A 16911-nucleotide genomic window follows, 5' to 3' on the forward strand; every position below is an offset into this window, starting at 1 on the left:
TGTGCGCTGCACGACTCGTCCATGCAGGTATTTACGATACAAAACATGCGATAGGCATGTGGCGGTTTCCCCGCTAAGATGTGTATCGCCGAGCAATCATGCTCTTAATCAAGCTGAGGATCAATGGATAAGAAAAAGGTGGCCGCCGTCGTCTCGACGGCCTTGATGGCAATGGGTCTGGCGCTCGCGCCGGCAGCAGGCGCCGCGACGGCGGCGCCGGCGGTTAGCGCGGCCTCCGGCGCCAAGGCGGGTGCGGCCGATGCGCGTTTCAAGCAGATCTACACCAAGGAGTGGAAGTGGCGCATCGCCGAGCGCCTGGCGCGCGATGAAGCCGCCCCCAACGCCAACCCGGGGTTTGCGCGGGTCGACGCGGCCGCCCAGGAAGCGCGCCGCGTCTACTGGGCCGGTATCCTGAAGGAGCTCGACGCGATCGAGCCGGCCGCGTTGTCGCCGGCCGAACGCATCAACTTCGCCGTTTACCGCGCCCAGGTCGCCGCCCTGCACGACGCCCAGCGTTTTCGCGAGTACGAGCAGCCGGTGAACGCCGACAGCGCCTTCTGGTCCGACGTCGCCTATGCCGCGCGGCGCCAGTTCAAGAGCGCAGACGAATACCGCAACTACCTGCGCCTGCTGGACGGCCTGCCGGCCTACTTCGACCAGGAGCTGGACAATATGCGCGCAGGCCTGGCGCGCGGCTTTACCCCGCCGAAGGTCACGCTGGCCGGCCGCGAAGGCACCTTGACCTCGGTGACCGACGCGAAGACGCCGCAGGACGTGGTGTTCTACAACCCCTTCAAGCAGATGCCGTCCACGATACCCGCCGCCGAGCAGGAAGCGCTGCGCCAGCAGGCGGTGGCCATCATCCAGGGCAAGGTGCAGCCGGCTTATGCCAAGGCCCTGGCCTACTTCCGCGACGAGTACGTGCCGAAGGCGCGCACCACGCTGGCGGCCCAGGACATGCCGGGAGGGAAAGCGTACTACCAGTCGAAGATCGTCGAATTCACCACCACCGACATGAGCGCCGACCAGATCCACGCGGTCGGCCTGGCCGAGATGGCGAAGATCCGCGCCGAGATGCACGACATCATGAAGCAGGTGGAGTTCAAGGGCGACCTGCAAGCCTTCCTGCAGTTCTTGCGCACCGATCCGCGCTTCTACGCCAAGACTCCGGACGAACTGCTCAAGAGCGCGGCCTGGACCTCGAAGAAATTCGACGCCAAGGCCGACCAGTTCTTCGGTCACCTGCCGCGCCGCCGCTTCGCGATCATCCCGGTGCCGGACGACCAGGCGCCGTTCTGGACCGCGGGCCGCGGTGGTCCCGGCACGTACTGGGTCAATACCTACAACCTGCCGGCGCGGCCGCTTTATAGCCTCCCGGCCCTGACCCTGCACGAATCGGCGCCGGGCCACGCCTTCCAGATTCCGCTGGCGCAGGAGCAGAAAGGCGTGCCGCCTTTCCGCCGCGCCTATATCTCGGCGTATGGCGAAGGCTGGGCCCTGTACACCGAGCGCCTGGGCACCGAGATGGATATCTACGAGACCCCGTACGAAGTGTTCGGCATGCTGAGCTACCAGGCCTGGCGCGCCTCGCGCCTGGTGGTCGACACCGGCATCCACGCCAAGGGCTGGACCCGCGAGCAGGCGCAGAACTACCTGCTGGAAAATACCGCACTGTCGAAGCACGAGGTCGAGACCGAGGTGGACCGCTATATCTCGTGGCCGGGCCAGGCGCTGTCGTACTACCTGGGCCAGATGGCGATCCAGGAAGCGCGCGCGCGCGCCGAGAAGGCGCTGGGGCCGAAGTTCGACATCCGCCATTTCCACGACACGGTGCTGCACGTCGGATCGGTGCCGCTGCCGGTGCTGCAGCAGCGGATCGACCAGTTCATCGCGGATGGCGGACCGAGTCCGTATCCGAAAGAGAGCTGATCATCGTTCATGACATGGGCCGCATCACGCGGCCCATGTCATTTTTCGAACAGCTTGAACTTCAGCTGGAACGAGATGCCGCCATACAGCCGGTCCTTGTAGTTCGGGATGATCCCGACGTTCACGCCGACCCGCTGGTACTCATAGGTCAGGGTCGGGATCACACCCGGGAACCAGCCGCCGTCGCGTGTCTTCGGATAGCCGTCGAAGGCGGCAAGCGCCAGGCCGACGCGCACCGGGCCGACCGCATACGGCTGCCAGATCACGCCCGCATAGTTCGACCAGGCGCGGTCGCTGTTATAGAAGCGGCCGGCGGTGGCGCTCATGGTGCCCTTGAAGCGATACTCGAGCGCCAGTCCCTTGTTGTTGTCGTTCAGGTCCTTGTCGCGGTCGAAGTGGGCGGTGTAGAAACCGGTATCGACCCACAACTGGCTGGTCGGCGAAGGATCGATCTTCGTGAAGAAATCGGCTGCCGTGGCAAGCGGCGCGGCGCAGCACGCCGCGCAGAAGGCTGTCAGCGAGAGTAAGGCGCGGCTCAATCGTCGGCTCCGGGATCAAGGTGGGGGAACATCACTTCGGTAAAGCCGAAGCGCGAAAAGTCGCGGATCCGCATCGGGTACAGGATGCCCAGCAGGTGATCCACCTCATGCTGCACCACGCGCGCGTGGAAGCCTTCGGCGTCACGCACGATGCGCTTGCCGAACTGGTCGAACCCCTCGTAGCGCAGGCGCGTATGGCGCGGCACGCTGCCGCGCAGGCCCGGTACCGACAGGCACCCTTCGAAGCCCTCTTCGAGCTCTTGCGACAGGGCGGTGAGCACGGGATTGATCAACACCGTCTCGGGTACTGGCGGCGCATCGGGATAGCGCTGGTTGCTGCCGAAGCCGAAGATCACCAACTGCAGGTTGACGCCGATCTGCGGCGCGGCCAGGCCGGCGCCACTGGCGGCGTGCATGGTCTCGAACATGTCGGCGACCAGCGCGTGCAGTTCGGTCGTATCGAACCGCGTGACCTGCTCGGCCACCCGCAGCAGGCGCGGGTCGCCCATTTTCAGGATCTCGCGCACCGTCATGGTCAGCCCTTCGCTTCGAGCAGGGCGGCCAGCGAGGCGCGGAAGCCCTCGGCCGTCTCGGGGTGCTTCAGGCCGATGGCGGCCGTGGCCTGCAGATAGCCCAGCTTGGAGCCGCAATCGTAGCGCTGGCCGGCGTAGCGATAGGCCAGCACGCGCTCGGCCTGCATCAGCGCCGCGATGCCGTCGGTGAGCTGGATCTCGCCGCCGGCGCCCTTGCCCAGCGTCTCGAGGTAGCCGAAGATCGACGGCGATAGCACGTAGCGGCCCACCACGGCCAGGGTCGACGGCGCGTTTGCCGGCTGCGGCTTCTCGACGATGCCGGATACCAGCTCCAGGTCGGTGCGGTAGGCCGAAGTGCTGACAATGCCATATTGGCGAGTATGCTCGCGCGGCACGTCCTGCACCGCCAGGATACTGCTGCGTTCATAGGCGTAGACGTCGGTCATCTGGGCCAGCACCGGCTTCTGGCCGTCGGCCGTATCCATGAAGTCGTCGGCCAGCAGCACGGCGAACGGCTCCTCGCCGACCACCGGGCGCGCGCACAGCACCGCATGGCCCAGGCCCAGCGGCGACGATTGGCGGATGTAGATGCAGTTGACGCTCTTCGGGATCACGCCACGCACGGTCTCGAGCAGCGCCTGCTTGCCGGCCGCCTCGAGCTCGGATTCGAGCTCGTAGGCCTTGTCGAAATGGTCTTCGATGGCGCGCTTGTTGCGGCCCGTGATGAAGATCAGTTCCGTGATGCCGGCGGCCACCGCTTCTTCGACCGCGTACTGGATCAGGGGCTTGTCGACAATCGGCAGCATCTCTTTCGGCTGCGCCTTGGTCGCGGGCAGGAAACGGCTGCCCAGGCCGGCGACGGGGAATACGGCTTTGCGAATCAGGGTCATCTTGTTCTGGTTGTTGGTTGGTTGATTGTCCTGCTTGCCGGCCGCATCACTGTCCGAGCAGCGCCAGCAGCGCAGCCTCGTCCAGGATCGTCACGCCCAGCTCCTCGGCCTTGGCCAGCTTGCTGCCCGCTTCCGCCCCGGCCACCACGTACGACGTCTTCTTCGACACCGAGCCCGATACCTTGCCGCCGGCCTGCTCGATCAGCGCGCCGGCCGCATCGCGGCTCATGGTCGGCAAGGTGCCGGTCAGGACGAAGGTCTTGCCGGTGAGCGGCCCCTCGGGTGCGGCGGCCGCCGCCTCGGGCAGGGATTCCAGCAGCGAACGGCGCAGGGCCGCCAGCGACTGCACCAGCTCCCGGTTGGCGCGCACTGCCATCCATTCCTCGAGCGCCTGGGCCACGCCCGCCGGCAGGCCGAAGATGCCGAAGTCGGTGCGCACGCCGACGTCTTCCAGCGTCTGGCCGGCACCCAGCACCTGGCGCGCGCGCGGCTCGGTCAGTCTGGGTATGTCGAGCGCGGCCAGCAACTTGATCTCGTCCAGTTTTTCGCGCAGCTGCGCCTTGGGCGGATGCTCGTCGCGTGGGCCAACGCCCGCGTCCAGCAAGGCATTGAGCGCGATCTGGTTCTTTTCCTCGGCGAAGAATTCGGCGATCGACTCCGCCACCGTACCGCCGATATCGGGCAGCACGCGCAGCAGCGCGGCCGGCGCGCGGCGCACCAGCGCCAGGCTGCCGAGCCAGTCGGCCAGGGTCTTGGCCGTGGATTCGCCCACGTGACGGATGCCGAGCGCGAACAGCAATCGCTCGAGCGGCGGCGCCTTGCTGGCGGCGATCGCGGCGAGCAGGTTGTCGGCCCACTTGGTGGCGACCTTGCCCTGCTTGACCGTCTCGGGCGTGGTGCCGTCGCGTTCATCCGCCAGGCGCTTCATCTTGAGCAGGTGGTCCAGGTTCAAGCGGTACAGATCGGCCACGCCCTTGACCAGGTTGGCCTCGACCAGGCTGTCGATATAGCGGTCGCCCAGGCCCTCGATGTCCATCATGCGGCGGCCGGCGAAATGGCGGATGGCTTCCTTGCGCTGGGCGGCGCAGGTCAGGCCACCGGAACAGCGCGCGACCGCCTCGTCCTCTTCGCGCACCACGTGCGAGCCGCAAACCGGGCACTGCTTCGGCAATACATACATCGCCGGCGCGGGGCTCGGGCGGCGCTCCAGCACCACCGACAACACCTCGGGGATCACGTCGCCGGCGCGGCGCACGATCACGGTGTCGCCCACGCGCACGTCCTTGCGCCGTACCTCGTCCTCGTTGTGCAAGGTGGCGTTGGTGACGGTCACGCCGCCGACCGAGACCGGCACCAGGCGCGCCACCGGCGTGATGGCGCCGGTGCGGCCGACCTGCACCTCGATCGCCTGGACCGTGGTCAAGGCCTCTTCGGCCGGGAATTTATGGGCCAGGGCGAAGCGCGGCGCGCGCGACACGAAGCCGAGCGCACGCTGGTCGTCGAGGCGGTCGACCTTGTATACCACGCCGTCGATTTCATACGGTAGCGACTTGCGGCGCTCGCCGACATCGCGGTAGAAATCCAGCATGCCATTCTGGCCGGTGACGACCTTGCGCTCTTTCGCCACCGGCAGGCCGAGGGCGCCCAGCCAGTCGAGCGTCGCCGAGTGCGTCCCGGGCAGCTCGGCGCCGTCGAGCTGGCCGACGCCATAGGCGAAAAAGCGCAGCTTGCGCTGGCGCGTGATGCGCGAATCGAGCTGGCGCAGGCTACCGGCGGCGGCATTGCGCGGGTTGGCGAATTCCTTTTGTCCGCCGGCGCGCTGACGCTCGTTCAGGGCCTCGAAGTCGCGCTTGAACATCAGCACTTCGCCGCGTACCTCGAGCACCGCCGGCACGTCGTCGCCGTGCAGGCGCAGCGGGATAACGTTGACGGTGCGGATATTGGCGGTGACGTCTTCGCCGGTATAGCCGTCGCCGCGGGTCGCGGCCTGCACCAGGCGCCCGCTCTCGTAGCGCAGGCTGATCGCCAGGCCGTCGAATTTGAGCTCGGCGTTGTAGGCCACCTGGCCGGTTTCCAGCCCTTCGCGCACCCGGCGGTCGAAGTTCTCGATGTCGTCGTCGGTGAAACCGTTATTCAGCGACAGCATCGGCACCGCGTGCGTCACCTGGCTGAACTCGGGGATCGGGGCATCGCCCACGCGCTGGGTCGGCGAGTCGGGATCCACGGCCGCGGGGTATTCAGTCTCCAGCGCCAGCAGCTCGTGGTACAGCTTGTCGTACTCGGCGTCGGGGATCGTCGGCGCGTCCAGCACGTGGTAGTTATAGCTGGCGCGGTTCAGTTCCGCGACCAGCCATGCCATCCGCTGCAAGTGTTTCTGTTGCTCGCTCACCGGGAATCCTCAGCTGAACAGGCGCAGCGCGCGGGTCGAGCCGGCGGGAATGTCGGTCGCGTCCATCTCTTGATAGAACTCGCCGACCTGGCTCTTGATCTCGTCGAGCGCCTCGTCCATCAGCGGCTGGTCGCCGTCGTCGACGATGGTCGCGTCCAGGCGCTGGGTGAGGCCGCGCGCCGTATCGACCATGCGGCCGAAGCCATCGCGTGCCGGCGCAACGCATGGGACGTCGAGCAGCAGGGTCAGGCGCGAGGTCGTGTCGGCGCCCAGGTTGACGTTGGTCGACAGGGTGAACAGCACGCCGCCTTCGCCATCGGGCATCGCGAAGCGGCCGTCCGGACGCACGTCGAAGCCGGCATTCTCGAGCGCGCCGATCAGGGTCGACATCGCCCACGGCGCGCCATTGGCGGCCAGGTTCACGCCCAGTTGGGCGTCGTGGCCGGCCACGAAGCGGTGCAGGATGCGCGCCTCGGCCATCACCTCGATCATGTCCGGCACTTCGGGTTCGGCGCCGATCTCGTCGGCCACCGCGCGCAGGCGCGTGACCAGTTCGGAGTATTCGAGTTCGTTCAGCGCCGTGGTGCGGGTCGCCATCTGCACGCCGGCCTGCAGCTTGGTGTACACGCCACCATGCACGATCGGCTCCCATTCGCCGCTGACGGCGAAACCGATGTAGTGGATCGGCTTGTTGCCGACGCGGCGCAGCTTCAGCAGCGCCGGCAGGATCTTGTCGCCGCGGACCGGAGTCTCGAGCGACAGCGGGATCAGGCAGTCGATCAGCGGATCGACCAGGCATTCGGCCAGTTCGGCCGGCGCCATGCCGGGACGGGTGCCGGGCAGCGAGGCGGCCACCGCGTCCTGGGCGGCGCTGGCGCCGGTGGCGCGGTAGGTTGTCGTCGGCGCGCCGGCGGGAATACCGACCGGTCCGGCCGCCGCAGCTGCCGGAGCAGCGGCTGGAACGCCGGCAGGCGCCGCGGAATCGTCGAGCTGCGGCTCGGGCTTGACGTCGGCCGGTGCGAAGGCGTCCGCGTCGAGCACGGGTTCCTTGGCGACCAGCGGCGGCTCCAGGCCGGCCTCGAGCACCGGTTCGTGGCGGTCGGCGCCGGGCGGCTGCTCGCCATCGCGCATCAGCACATCGTCATGGTCGGAGGCGAAGGCGCGCTCGACGCTCTTCCTGGCCTTGTATTCCTGCCACTTGTTATAGGTGATGACGCCGACGACGAAGACGCCGCCAGCTGCGATTAGGCTCATTTGGAAATCAGTCATGCTGCGTGTGCCTCAATAGCGAGATTCGCGCCGAACCTGCGCGCCTGGCCGGCCACGCGGTTCTCTGTTCGCGAAATGGTTAATTCGATCGGTTGCCATCCGTGCGGGCGTTCTCCCCACGAAAACTCATGCAATGATACCAACTCGCCCGCCCGGATGCCATGGATTGCAGCTGCATCTCCTATTTGTTCCGTGTTTATGGCGCCCTTGCCGGGCTGGCCGGCTGGCGGCAGGCGGGCAAGGCCAGCACGATGGCGCTGCCCAGCCCTTCCCCCGCGCTCACTGCGCTCACCTGGCCGCCGTGAAGCTGCACCAGCTTCTTCACCAGCGCCAGCCCGATGCCCAGCCCGCCCTGCGAGCGGTCGGGCGTGCGTTGCCCCTGGCGGAACAGCTCGAACACGCTGCCGACCAGATCGGGCGCCATGCCGATGCCGTTGTCGCTCACCGTGATCTCGATCATCGCTCCTGCCGGCTTCAGGTCGACGACGATGCGACCGCCGGGCGGCGTGAACTTCGTGGCATTCGACAGCAGGTTCGCCAGCACCTGGACCAGGCGCTTGCGGTCGCCGTGCACGCAGGCCCCGCCGGTGGCGTCGTCGATCGACAGCGCATGCGAGCGCGCCTCGATCAGCGGGCGCGCCTGTTCGACGGCTTCGTCGACCAGCAGGCGTGCCGCCACGTCCTCTTGTTCCAGCGCGATCAAGCCGCGCGTCACGCGCGAGACGTCCAGCAGGTCGTCGATCAGGCCCGTCATGTGGGTCGACTGGCGCGCGATCACGCGGCCGATATGCTCGATCCGGGCCGGATCGCCTTTCGCCAGCGGCAGCAGCGCCGCCGCGCTGCGGATCGGCGCCAGCGGGTTGCGCAGCTCGTGGCCGAGCATGGCGAGGAATTCGTCCTTGCGCTGGTCGGCCTCGCGCAGCGCATCCTCGCTCAGCTTGTGCTCGTGGATGTCGGTGCAGGTGCCCATCCAGCGCACGATCTCGCCGCTGGCGTCGCGCACCGGCAGGGCGCGGCCGAGCACCCAGCGGTAGCTGCCGTCGCGGTGGCGCAACCGGTATTCGATCTCATAGGGCTCGCCACTGGCCAGCGAATGGCGCCACCTGGCCCAGGCGGCGTCCTGGTCGTCCGGATGGAACATCCCGTTCCAGCCTTCGCCGTCGGTCGATCCGGCCGGCATGCCGGTGAAGGCATACCACTGGTCGTTGTAATAGTCATGAAAGCCGTCGGCGCGGGTCGACCAGACCATCTGCGGCATCGCGTTGGTGATCGCGCGAAAGCGCGCTTCGCTCTCGGCCAGCGCGCGCTCGGCGGCGCGCGTCGCCGAGATGTCGATCACCACCGCAAAGCCCTGGCTGCTGTCGGCCACCAGGTTGCCGGCGCCCACCAGCACCGGGATGCGGTGGCCGTCGCGGTGCAAGAATTCCTTCTCGAACAGCGGCAACAAGCCATGCGACTGTAGCCGCGCCAGGCCGATGTCGTCAGTTTCGCGCCACTCGGGCGGCGTCAGCGCTCGCCAGGACAGGCCGCGGCCGCGCTCTGCCTGGTCCAGCCCGAGCATCGCGAGAAAGGCGTCGTTGCAGTCGAGGATGCCGCCGTCATGGGTGTAGCGCACCACCCCGACCGGACTGAGCTCGACCAGTCGCCCCAGTTCGCGTGCGGCGAGGTCGGCTTCTTGCGGCACGGCCGTGGCCACACCGAGCACGCCGACGATGGCGTCATCGGCCTCGCACACGGGCGACAGCGCCAGCCGCACGCGCGTGGCCAGCGCCAGCTCGGTGCTGGCCTGGACCAGGCTGCCGTCGAGGATACGCGCGGCCGGTTCGCCGGCGCCCGGCAGCAGCGCGGCCGAAGGCATCCACGTGTCGGCGGGCCAGGGCCCGGCCAGCAGCGCCGTGAACGCGGCGTTGGCGGCAGCCATGCCGGTATCGCCGCGCAGGATCAGCATGGGGGCGGGCGACGCGCGGATCAGCCGCAGTCCCTGCGCCAGCGCTGTGGGCAAGGTACAAGACTGCGGTGGCTGGGAGTGGTCGGTCATTGCAGGAAACTGGGCTGGGGCTCGAAACATGCCCGGACCGGGCCGGACGAGTGTAGCACGGCGCTAGCGGAACACCTCGTCCGCTCAGGCGGCCGCCAGGTCGGCAGCCGACTCCATGTCCACCGCGACGATGCGCGACACGCCCTGCTCCTGCATCGTCACGCCGATCAGCTGGCTGGCCATCTCCATCGCGATCTTGTTATGCGAGATGAACAGGAACTGGGTATGGTCGGACATACGCTTGACCATGCGGCAGAAACGCTCGGTATTGGCGTCGTCCAGCGGCGCGTCGACCTCGTCCAGCAGGCAGAATGGCGCCGGGTTCAGGCGGAACATCGAGAACACCAGCGCGGTCGCGGTCAGGGCCTTCTCGCCGCCCGACAGCAGGTGGATGGTGGCGTTCTTCTTGCCCGGCGGCTGGGCCATGACCTGCACGCCGGCGTCCAGGATCTCGTCGCCGGTCATCACCAGCTTGGCGTTGCCGCCGCCGAACAGGATCGGGAACAGTTCCGAGAAATGGCCGTTGACGCGATCAAAGGTATCGGATAGCAGGTCGCGCGTCTCGCGGTCGATGCGGCCGATCGCATCCTCGAGCGTGGCGATGGCTTCGCTCAGGTCGGCGTTCTGCGAATCGAGGAAGCGCTTGCGCTCGCTGGCCTGGGCCAGCTCGTCGACCGCCGCCAGGTTGACCGCGCCAAGGCCGCTGATGGCATTCGTCAGGCGCGTGACTTCGCCCTGCAGGTATTGCGGCTTCACCTCGGGGTCGAGCTTTTCGGACAGCGCCGCCTCGTCGGCCCCGGTGGCGGCCAGCGCCTCGGCGAACTGCTCCTGGTTCAGGCGCGCGGCCTGCTCCTTGAGCTGCATCTCGGTGATGCGGTCGCGCTGCGGCTGCAGGCTGCGCTCGGATCCCATGCGCGCCTCTTCCGCCGCGCGCAGCTGTTGGGCGACCTGGTCCAGCTCATGGCGGGCGTCGGACAACGCCACCTCTTGCGTCGTGCGGCGTGCGAGCAGCTCTTGCAAACCTTCGTGGGCGGTGCCGCTTTCGAGCGCCTCGAGCTCCAGGCGCGCCTGGGCCAGGCTGGCGCCGACCTGTTCGGCCTGGGTCGCGGCAGTCAGCATCGTACGGCGCAGCTCCTCGATGCGGCTGCGCTGGGCGCGCTCGGCGAACTGCGCCTCTTGCGCGCTGCGTTCCAGCTCGCGCAGCTGCTCGCGCGCCCGTCCCAGCGCCTGCTCTTGTTCAATGAAGGCGGTCTGGCCGTCCTCGTGCGCTTCCTGCAGCTCGGCCAGTTCCAGGTCGAGTTGTTCAAATTCCTGTTCGGCTTGCGCCTGAGCCTGGCGCTGCTCGGCTTCCTGGGCCGCGATTTCGGACAGGTCGGCTGCGATCTGGCCGCTTCGCTGGTTGAAACGGGCTTCGATCTCGCTCTGCTTGAGTACCTCGATCTGCAGCGCATGCACCTCGCGCTGCAGCGTGCCGACCTTGCCGCGTGCGTCCTGCAGGCGCCGCGCCAGGTCGCTGACGGCGGCGTCGGCGCGGGTGGCGCGCCCGCGCGCCTCGTCGGCCAGCAAGGCCTGGGCCTTGAGCTGTCTGGCGGTATTCTCGATATCATGCTGGCGTGCCAGCATGCCGTCCTGCTCGGCGTCCGGCGCGTGAAAGCGCACGCTGGAGCGGGTCACCAGGTGGCCCTCGCGGGTCACGAAGGCCGCGCCCTGCGGCAGGCGCGCGCGCTCGGCGAAGGCCTCGGCCGCGCTGGCCGCGACGTAGACGCCGTGCAGCCAGTCGTCCAGCACGCCGCGGATGCCGGCGTCGTTCACGCGCAGCAGGCTGGCGAAAGGCTGCAAGCCATCGTGCGCCGCCGGGTGTGCGCCCGCCTGCGGCGCATACAGCGCCAGGCGTGCCGGCGGCGCATCATTGACGAATGCCCTGGCCCAGTCGATGTTCGACACTTCCAGCGCGCCGGAGCGCTCGCGCAGCACGGCTTCGAGGGCGGTCTCCCACCCTGCTTCGACGTCGAGCTTTTGCCACAGGCGCGGCAAGCCCGCCAGCTCGTGCTTTTCCAGCCACGGCTGGACCTTGCCCTGGGTTTGCACCCGGTCCTGCATCTGGCGCAGCGCATTCAGGCGCGCTTCGAGCTGCGCGTTGGCGGCACTTTCACGCTGGACCTGCGCATGCGCTTCCTTGCGTTCGCTCTCGACCGCTTCCTGGCGCCCGGTCGCCTCGTCGAGCAGCAAAGTCTGCTCTTCCAGGCCCTGCTGCTTTTCTTCGAGCTGCAGGCGCAGGTTGTCGAGGGTCGCGCTGTCGGGCAGGTTCAGGCCATTCCTCTCCTGCTGCAGGCGTTCGCGGCGTGTCGCCAGGTTGCTCAGGATGCCGGACGCGTTGCGGCCATGGGCCGAGGCCAGCTCGATGCGCTGCTGGACCTGCATGATGCGCGCGCGCGACGCGGTCGATTGCTCCTGGCCGGCGCGCCAGGCCGCTTCCAGATCGGGCAGGCGCTCGTGCTGGACCTCGACCGCGATCTGGGCGCCTTCGGCGCGCGCGGCCAGTTCCTCGAGCTGCAGCTCGGCTTCTTCCTGCCCTTCGCGGTGTTCCCGTTCTTGCGCCAGCCATCCGTCGCGCTGCGCCGCCAGTGTCGCGATCTGGCTTTGCAGGCGGGTGCGCGACTCGACCACGAACTTGATCTGCGCTTCAAGGCTGCCGATCTCGGAATTGATCTGGTACAGCGCGCCCTGCGCCGTGTGCAAGCGGTCGCCGGCGGCGAAGTGGGCCTGGCGCAGGTATTCCAGGTCGACCTCGACGCTGCGCAGCTTGGCGGTCTGCGCCTCCAGGCTGGTCTGGGCTTCTTCCATCTCACGGAAGAATTTGAGCTGCTCGGCCTTGGCTTCGTTCTTGCGCATCAGCCAGAGCAGCTTTTGCTTTTCTTCCTGGTCGGCCTGCAGCTGGCGGAAGCGGTTGGCGACCGCGGCCTGGGCTTCGAGCTTTTCCAGGTTGGCGTTCAGTTCGCGCAGGATGTCCTCGACCCGCAGCAGGTTTTCGCGCGTGTCGGACAGGCGGTTCTCGGTTTCGCGCCTGCGTTCCTTGTACTTGGAGACGCCGGCCGCTTCCTCGAGGAACACGCGCAGCTCTTCCGGGCGCGATTCGATGATGCGCGCGATCATGCCCTGGCCGATGATGGCGTAGGCGCGCGGACCCAGGCCGGTGCCGAGGAAGATATCCTGGATGTCGCGCCGGCGCACCGGCTGGCCGTTGATGTAATAGGTCGAGGTGCCGTCGCGCGTGAGGGTGCGCTTGACCGCGATCTCGGCATACTGCCCCCACTGGCCCGCGGCCTTGCCGGCGCTGTTGTCGAACACCAGTTCGACCGAGGCGCGCCCGGCGCTCTTGCGGTGGGTGGAGCCGTTGAAGATCACGTCCTGCATCGATTCGCCGCGCAGCTCGGACGCTTTCGATTCGCCCAGCACCCAGCGCACCGCGTCGATGATATTCGATTTGCCGCAGCCGTTGGGGCCGACCACGCCAACCAGCTGACCCGGCACCTGGAAATTGGTGGGATCGACGAACGACTTAAATCCCGACAATTTGATGGAAGAGAGGCGCACGAGCGTCGGCTATGGCTGTAGAGGTAAAGCGCCCATCATACCATTGCCGGCATCGGATGAAAAAGGGCCGGGGAGCGTGCCGCTTCGTTCAGGCGCTGCACGCACCCGCGGACGGGCCGGCATCGTTGACGGCGCCCGGCCCCACCGCCGCGCTCAGGATGCGGCCGACCACGCCCTCGGCCGCGACGACCCGGATCGCGCCGTCGCGCAGCAGCTCGGCCAGGCGCGCGGCCGGCAGCGAAAAGGCTTCCTGGCGGCCAGCGCCCGAGAAGATGTACAGGGTGCGCAGCGGACTGACCCAGGCCAGGCGCACCTTGCGCACGATCTGCGCCTCGCTCAGCTCGAGGCGCATGCCGCGCTCCAGTCCGGCCAGCACCGTGGCCACCGGATCATCGGCGGCGGCCTGCTCTTCCTCGGCCTGGCGCCGCGCCTGCGCCTGCTCTTGCGCCACCCGCCGCAGCGCATCCTGCTGGGCCGCCTCGAGCGCCAGTTCGAGCTGGCGCTCGGGCAGCAGCTCGATCGGCGCGCGCACGATCGAGGCGTGGCACTCGGCCAGCTCGGCGAAGAACTGCAGGCGCTCGGCATCCTGCCAGCGGGTCGCGTCGAGCCAGTTGTTCAGGCTTGCCAGCAGGGTCGGCAGGCGCCCGATCAAGGCCTTTCTCTGCTCCTGGGTGGCTTTTGGCTTGACGCTCCAGATCAGGTCTTCCATCGTACGCGTAGCATTGTCGATGGCGCCGGGCCGGCTGTCCTCGATCGTGTAGGCCAGCGCCAGCGCGGCGGTCCAGCGTCCTTCCAGGAAGCCCGTCACGGCCGGTAGCACCTGTTCGCCCGCCAGGCGCAGGGCCACCGCGCGCTGGGCCGAACGTTCGGCGGCGGCGCGCTTTTCGTGGCGCGTGGCCTGGGCGATCGGCGCCGCCAGCGCCGCCTCGTCGACCTTGTCGCGGGCGGCCAGGCCGGCCTCCAGTTCGGCCAGGGCGGCGCCGAATTCCGGGTCGGCCTGGTCGCGCACCCGCGCGACGCTGCTGCGCATGGCGCGGTAGAGCGGGTCGTCCTCGCCTTGCGGCTGCTCCCAGCCGGCCTGCGACAGCAGGTCGAGCAGGCGCCGCGCCGGATGCGCCTCTTGATAGAAGAAGCTGCGGTCGCGCAGCGCGGTGCGCAGCACCGGCAGTTGCAGGTGGCCGATCAGTTCGCGCGTCTCGGGCGCCACGCCAGCGTCCTGCAACACGCTGCCGAACACGCGCGACAGCAAGTCGAGGGTGGTCTCGTCGCCGCGCGACAGGGCGCCCGGCGGCAGGCTGGCGCGCAGCTGCGGCAGGTAGAGGGCGCCGGACGGCGGCGCGCCTGCTCCCGGAACGACGCCGGCCTGGCGAGCCAGCAGGTCGACCAGGGGCTGCGCGGCCACCGCCGGCGCTGCAGCGGATGCGTAGGCCCGGCCGGCATGGACGCCTGCGCTCATCGCCGCACCCGGCTGGGCGAAGCCCGCCGCGGCCGACGACGTCGTCGCAGGGGCCGCAGGCGGCGTCGCCGCCGGATTGACCGCCTCCAGCGGCGCCACCGAGAAACCGGAGGCCGCGCTCGGACGCCAGCCGCCGCCGCCCTGCGGCAGGTTGGGGATCTCCGGCACCGCCAGGGCCGGATCGAACAGGTGGCGCAGCTGCTGGGCCAGTGCCGCTTCGCGCCGGGCGCGCTCGGCCTGGCGCGCGGCGCGGTCGTCGGTCTTGCTGAAGCGGGTGTCGGCGTCAAGCCCCTTGCGTGCCTTGAGCGCCTCGACCAGGGCCTCGTACAACGGCCCCAGGTCGAACATCAGGCCGGGCCGCAGCAGCGGCGCCACCAGGCTGTGGGCCTCGGGATCGGGCTCGAACTGGCGCCAGGCGGCGTGTATGGCGGCGAGGAAGACGTCGGGACGGAAGGGGTTGTGGGCGGCGCGCACCAGGTCGCGCCCGAGCAAGAGACCAAGGCGCACGCCAAGCGTGGCCAGGCCTTCGGAATGCTGCAGGTCGAAGGGACGGCTGACGGCGCCCAGCGCCATCTGCTGGTCGATCTGCTCGAGGGGGATCAGGCTCAGTTCGACCGGGGCGGCCGGGGCCTGGGCGTCGAGCGGAACCAGGCGCGCGACTTCGTCGCGCAGCGTGGATTCGATCTCGGCCGCCGCGAGGTGGGTGAACGCGTAGGCGTTGTCCTTGAGGAGGTTGCCCGACTTGACGCGGCGCATGACGGTGGCGGGCTCGGGTCCGGCCGCGGTCAGGTCCAGCAGCGCCGACACCATGCGCCGCGCCATGTCGGCCAGGCCTGATTCGGCATGGCTGCGCGCGATATCGACCAGCGCGGCCAGCACGGCCTGCTGGGCGGCGGCGGCCTTGCGCGCGGCAAAAGTCTGGGCGGTCGGGGTGGCCATGACGGATCGGCGAAGTGAGGCGAACCCCTATTCTGCCACATTCTTACCCCGCAGCAATGGCCAAACACATCTGGGAACGAAGGCGGCGGGACGTGGCGGCCCGTGCGCTGCCAGGGCTGCCGCGCTCAGATATTGCGCAGAATCGCCCCCTTGGGCGGCGCGAAGTCGAGCACCTCGTGGATCATCTTGGCCTTCTTGGCGTCGCGCGCGGTCAGGTGCAGGTCGCCGTACTGGTGCACGCTCCACTGCTCGGGCGCGAGTTCGATCTCCTTGCGCAGGATGGCTTCGGTGCGCGCATCGTCGGCGCGCAAGCCTTCGACAATGATATTGAGCGCGTCCGGCCGCGACCCCGGCGAGGCCGTCGCATGCGACTTGTGGATCATGAAGCGCGCGGTTTCGCTGGCATAGCGGCGCGACCCCGACAGGTACAGCACGACGGCGATCGAGGCCACCGCCCCCGCGTTATACATGACGAACTTGATCGGCGAGCTGGCCATGAAGTTATACAGGCACAGCCCATCGCTGACATACCCGCCGTTCGACTGCAGCAGCACGTGGGCGGTGTCGATCCCCTCTTCGGTCATTGCCGCCACCGCCTCGAACATCCGATGCACCATATCGCTGTTGACATCACCCGACAGCGTGTACCAGCCTTCTTTCTCCTGCAGCGTTTTTTCTTCGTTCATAGTGTATTCCCGCCTACAAAGTAAGTGGAACCAGTGTAGCAAATCACGACAAACACCCCCACCGCCCCGCCCAATAGTGCGCAGCAATACTCCCCAGCAATTCTACAATGAGGGTCAGAGTAGATTTATTGGGCAATTCTTCAAAGTTGTCAAACAATTCGACTCCGACCCTCATGGAATTTGGAGCGTTTAGCGCTACCAAGATCGATGTGTGATTCTCGGCGTCAAATAGTTTTTTAAATGCACGCTTTTTGTTTCCGCAGCAGTCAGAAAATAAAGAGGGTCGGAGTAGAATTAATGAGCAACTTAAAAAGTTATCAAAGAATTCGACACTGACCCTAATTATTGGGCTAGGGGTTGCGGCAATTGCTTGGGGCTGCGTGGTTGACAGGGGTGGCGGGGTGGAATATCCTCCGCAGTCTTGATCGGGAGAGCGCAGCGAGGCTGCCGCCGAAGGGGCACTCACCCATAAACTCTCAGGCAAAAGGACCGGTCAAGGAACGGCGGCGCATGACGCGGCCGGTCAACTCTGGAGAGCGGCCGCGTGGCGGTCCACCGAAGGGGCAAGCGGCGCCAGCCGCTATCTCTCAGGTACCAAGGACAGAGGGGTCGACAGCGCACGACGATCGTGCCTTACACCCTATTCATG

At 67.8% G+C, this 16911-nt stretch carries 10 protein-coding genes and 2 riboswitches; of the genes, 1 reads left to right on the forward strand and 9 read right to left on the reverse strand.

The genetic code is table 11. The features are described from left to right. Positions 1-123 precede the first annotated feature (123 nt). A complete protein-coding gene (locus AC56KW_RS05550) occupies positions 124-1929 on the forward strand; it encodes a DUF885 domain-containing protein (RefSeq protein ID WP_497169733.1) in 1806 nt (601 codons plus the stop codon). 38 nt (positions 1930-1967) lie between these two features. On the opposite strand, the gene AC56KW_RS05555 is transcribed toward AC56KW_RS05550, so the two are convergent. The 9 genes from AC56KW_RS05555 to AC56KW_RS05595 all read right to left on the reverse strand — a co-directional run bounded on the left by AC56KW_RS05555 (position 1968) and on the right by AC56KW_RS05595 (position 16262). After that, entirely contained in the window at positions 1968-2468 is a 501-nt protein-coding gene (locus tag AC56KW_RS05555) for a hypothetical protein (protein ID WP_497169734.1), read from the reverse strand. Next, positions 2465-3001 carry a peptide deformylase gene (def, locus tag AC56KW_RS05560; RefSeq protein ID WP_497169735.1) on the reverse strand — a complete coding sequence of 179 codons (537 nt, stop codon included), beginning with the start codon at positions 2999-3001 and terminating at the stop codon, positions 2465-2467. The genes AC56KW_RS05555 and def overlap by 4 nt, the downstream gene beginning before the upstream one ends. Before the next feature lie 2 nt (positions 3002-3003). Next, on the reverse strand, positions 3004-3891 hold the full coding sequence (gene galU, locus AC56KW_RS05565; protein WP_497169736.1) for a UTP--glucose-1-phosphate uridylyltransferase GalU: 888 nt from the start codon (positions 3889-3891) through the stop codon (positions 3004-3006). 46 nt (positions 3892-3937) lie between these two features. After that, on the reverse strand, positions 3938-6280 hold the full coding sequence (ligA, locus tag AC56KW_RS05570) for an NAD-dependent DNA ligase LigA (protein WP_497169737.1): 2343 nt from the start codon (positions 6278-6280) through the stop codon (positions 3938-3940). A 9-nt stretch (positions 6281-6289) separates the two neighbouring features. After that, positions 6290-7549: a cell division protein ZipA C-terminal FtsZ-binding domain-containing protein gene (locus tag AC56KW_RS05575; RefSeq protein ID WP_497169738.1), complete on the reverse strand. Its 1260-nt coding sequence runs from the start codon at positions 7547-7549 to the stop codon at positions 6290-6292. Between the two features lie 196 nt (positions 7550-7745). Beyond that, positions 7746-9587 carry a sensor histidine kinase gene (locus tag AC56KW_RS05580; RefSeq protein ID WP_497169739.1) on the reverse strand — a complete coding sequence of 614 codons (1842 nt, stop codon included), beginning with the start codon at positions 9585-9587 and terminating at the stop codon, positions 7746-7748. A gap of 84 nt (positions 9588-9671) precedes the next feature. Then, positions 9672-13181, reverse strand: a complete 3510-nt coding sequence (smc, locus tag AC56KW_RS05585) for a chromosome segregation protein SMC (protein WP_497169740.1) — start codon at positions 13179-13181, stop codon at positions 9672-9674. An 88-nt stretch (positions 13182-13269) separates the two neighbouring features. Next, complete coding sequence (locus AC56KW_RS05590) at positions 13270-15576, reverse strand: DUF1631 family protein (protein WP_497169741.1); 2307 nt, start codon at positions 15574-15576, stop codon at positions 13270-13272. Between the two features lie 125 nt (positions 15577-15701). Beyond that, positions 15702-16262 carry an ATP-dependent Clp protease proteolytic subunit gene (locus tag AC56KW_RS05595; protein WP_497169742.1) on the reverse strand — a complete coding sequence of 187 codons (561 nt, stop codon included), beginning with the start codon at positions 16260-16262 and terminating at the stop codon, positions 15702-15704. 416 nt (positions 16263-16678) lie between these two features. Beyond that, positions 16679-16764, forward strand: a riboswitch (glycine riboswitch). A 17-nt stretch (positions 16765-16781) separates the two neighbouring features. After that, a riboswitch (glycine riboswitch) is annotated at positions 16782-16876 on the forward strand. Positions 16877-16911 lie beyond the last annotated feature (35 nt).

The sequence above is a fragment of the Telluria sp. RT2P19 genome, from assembly GCF_059685725.1.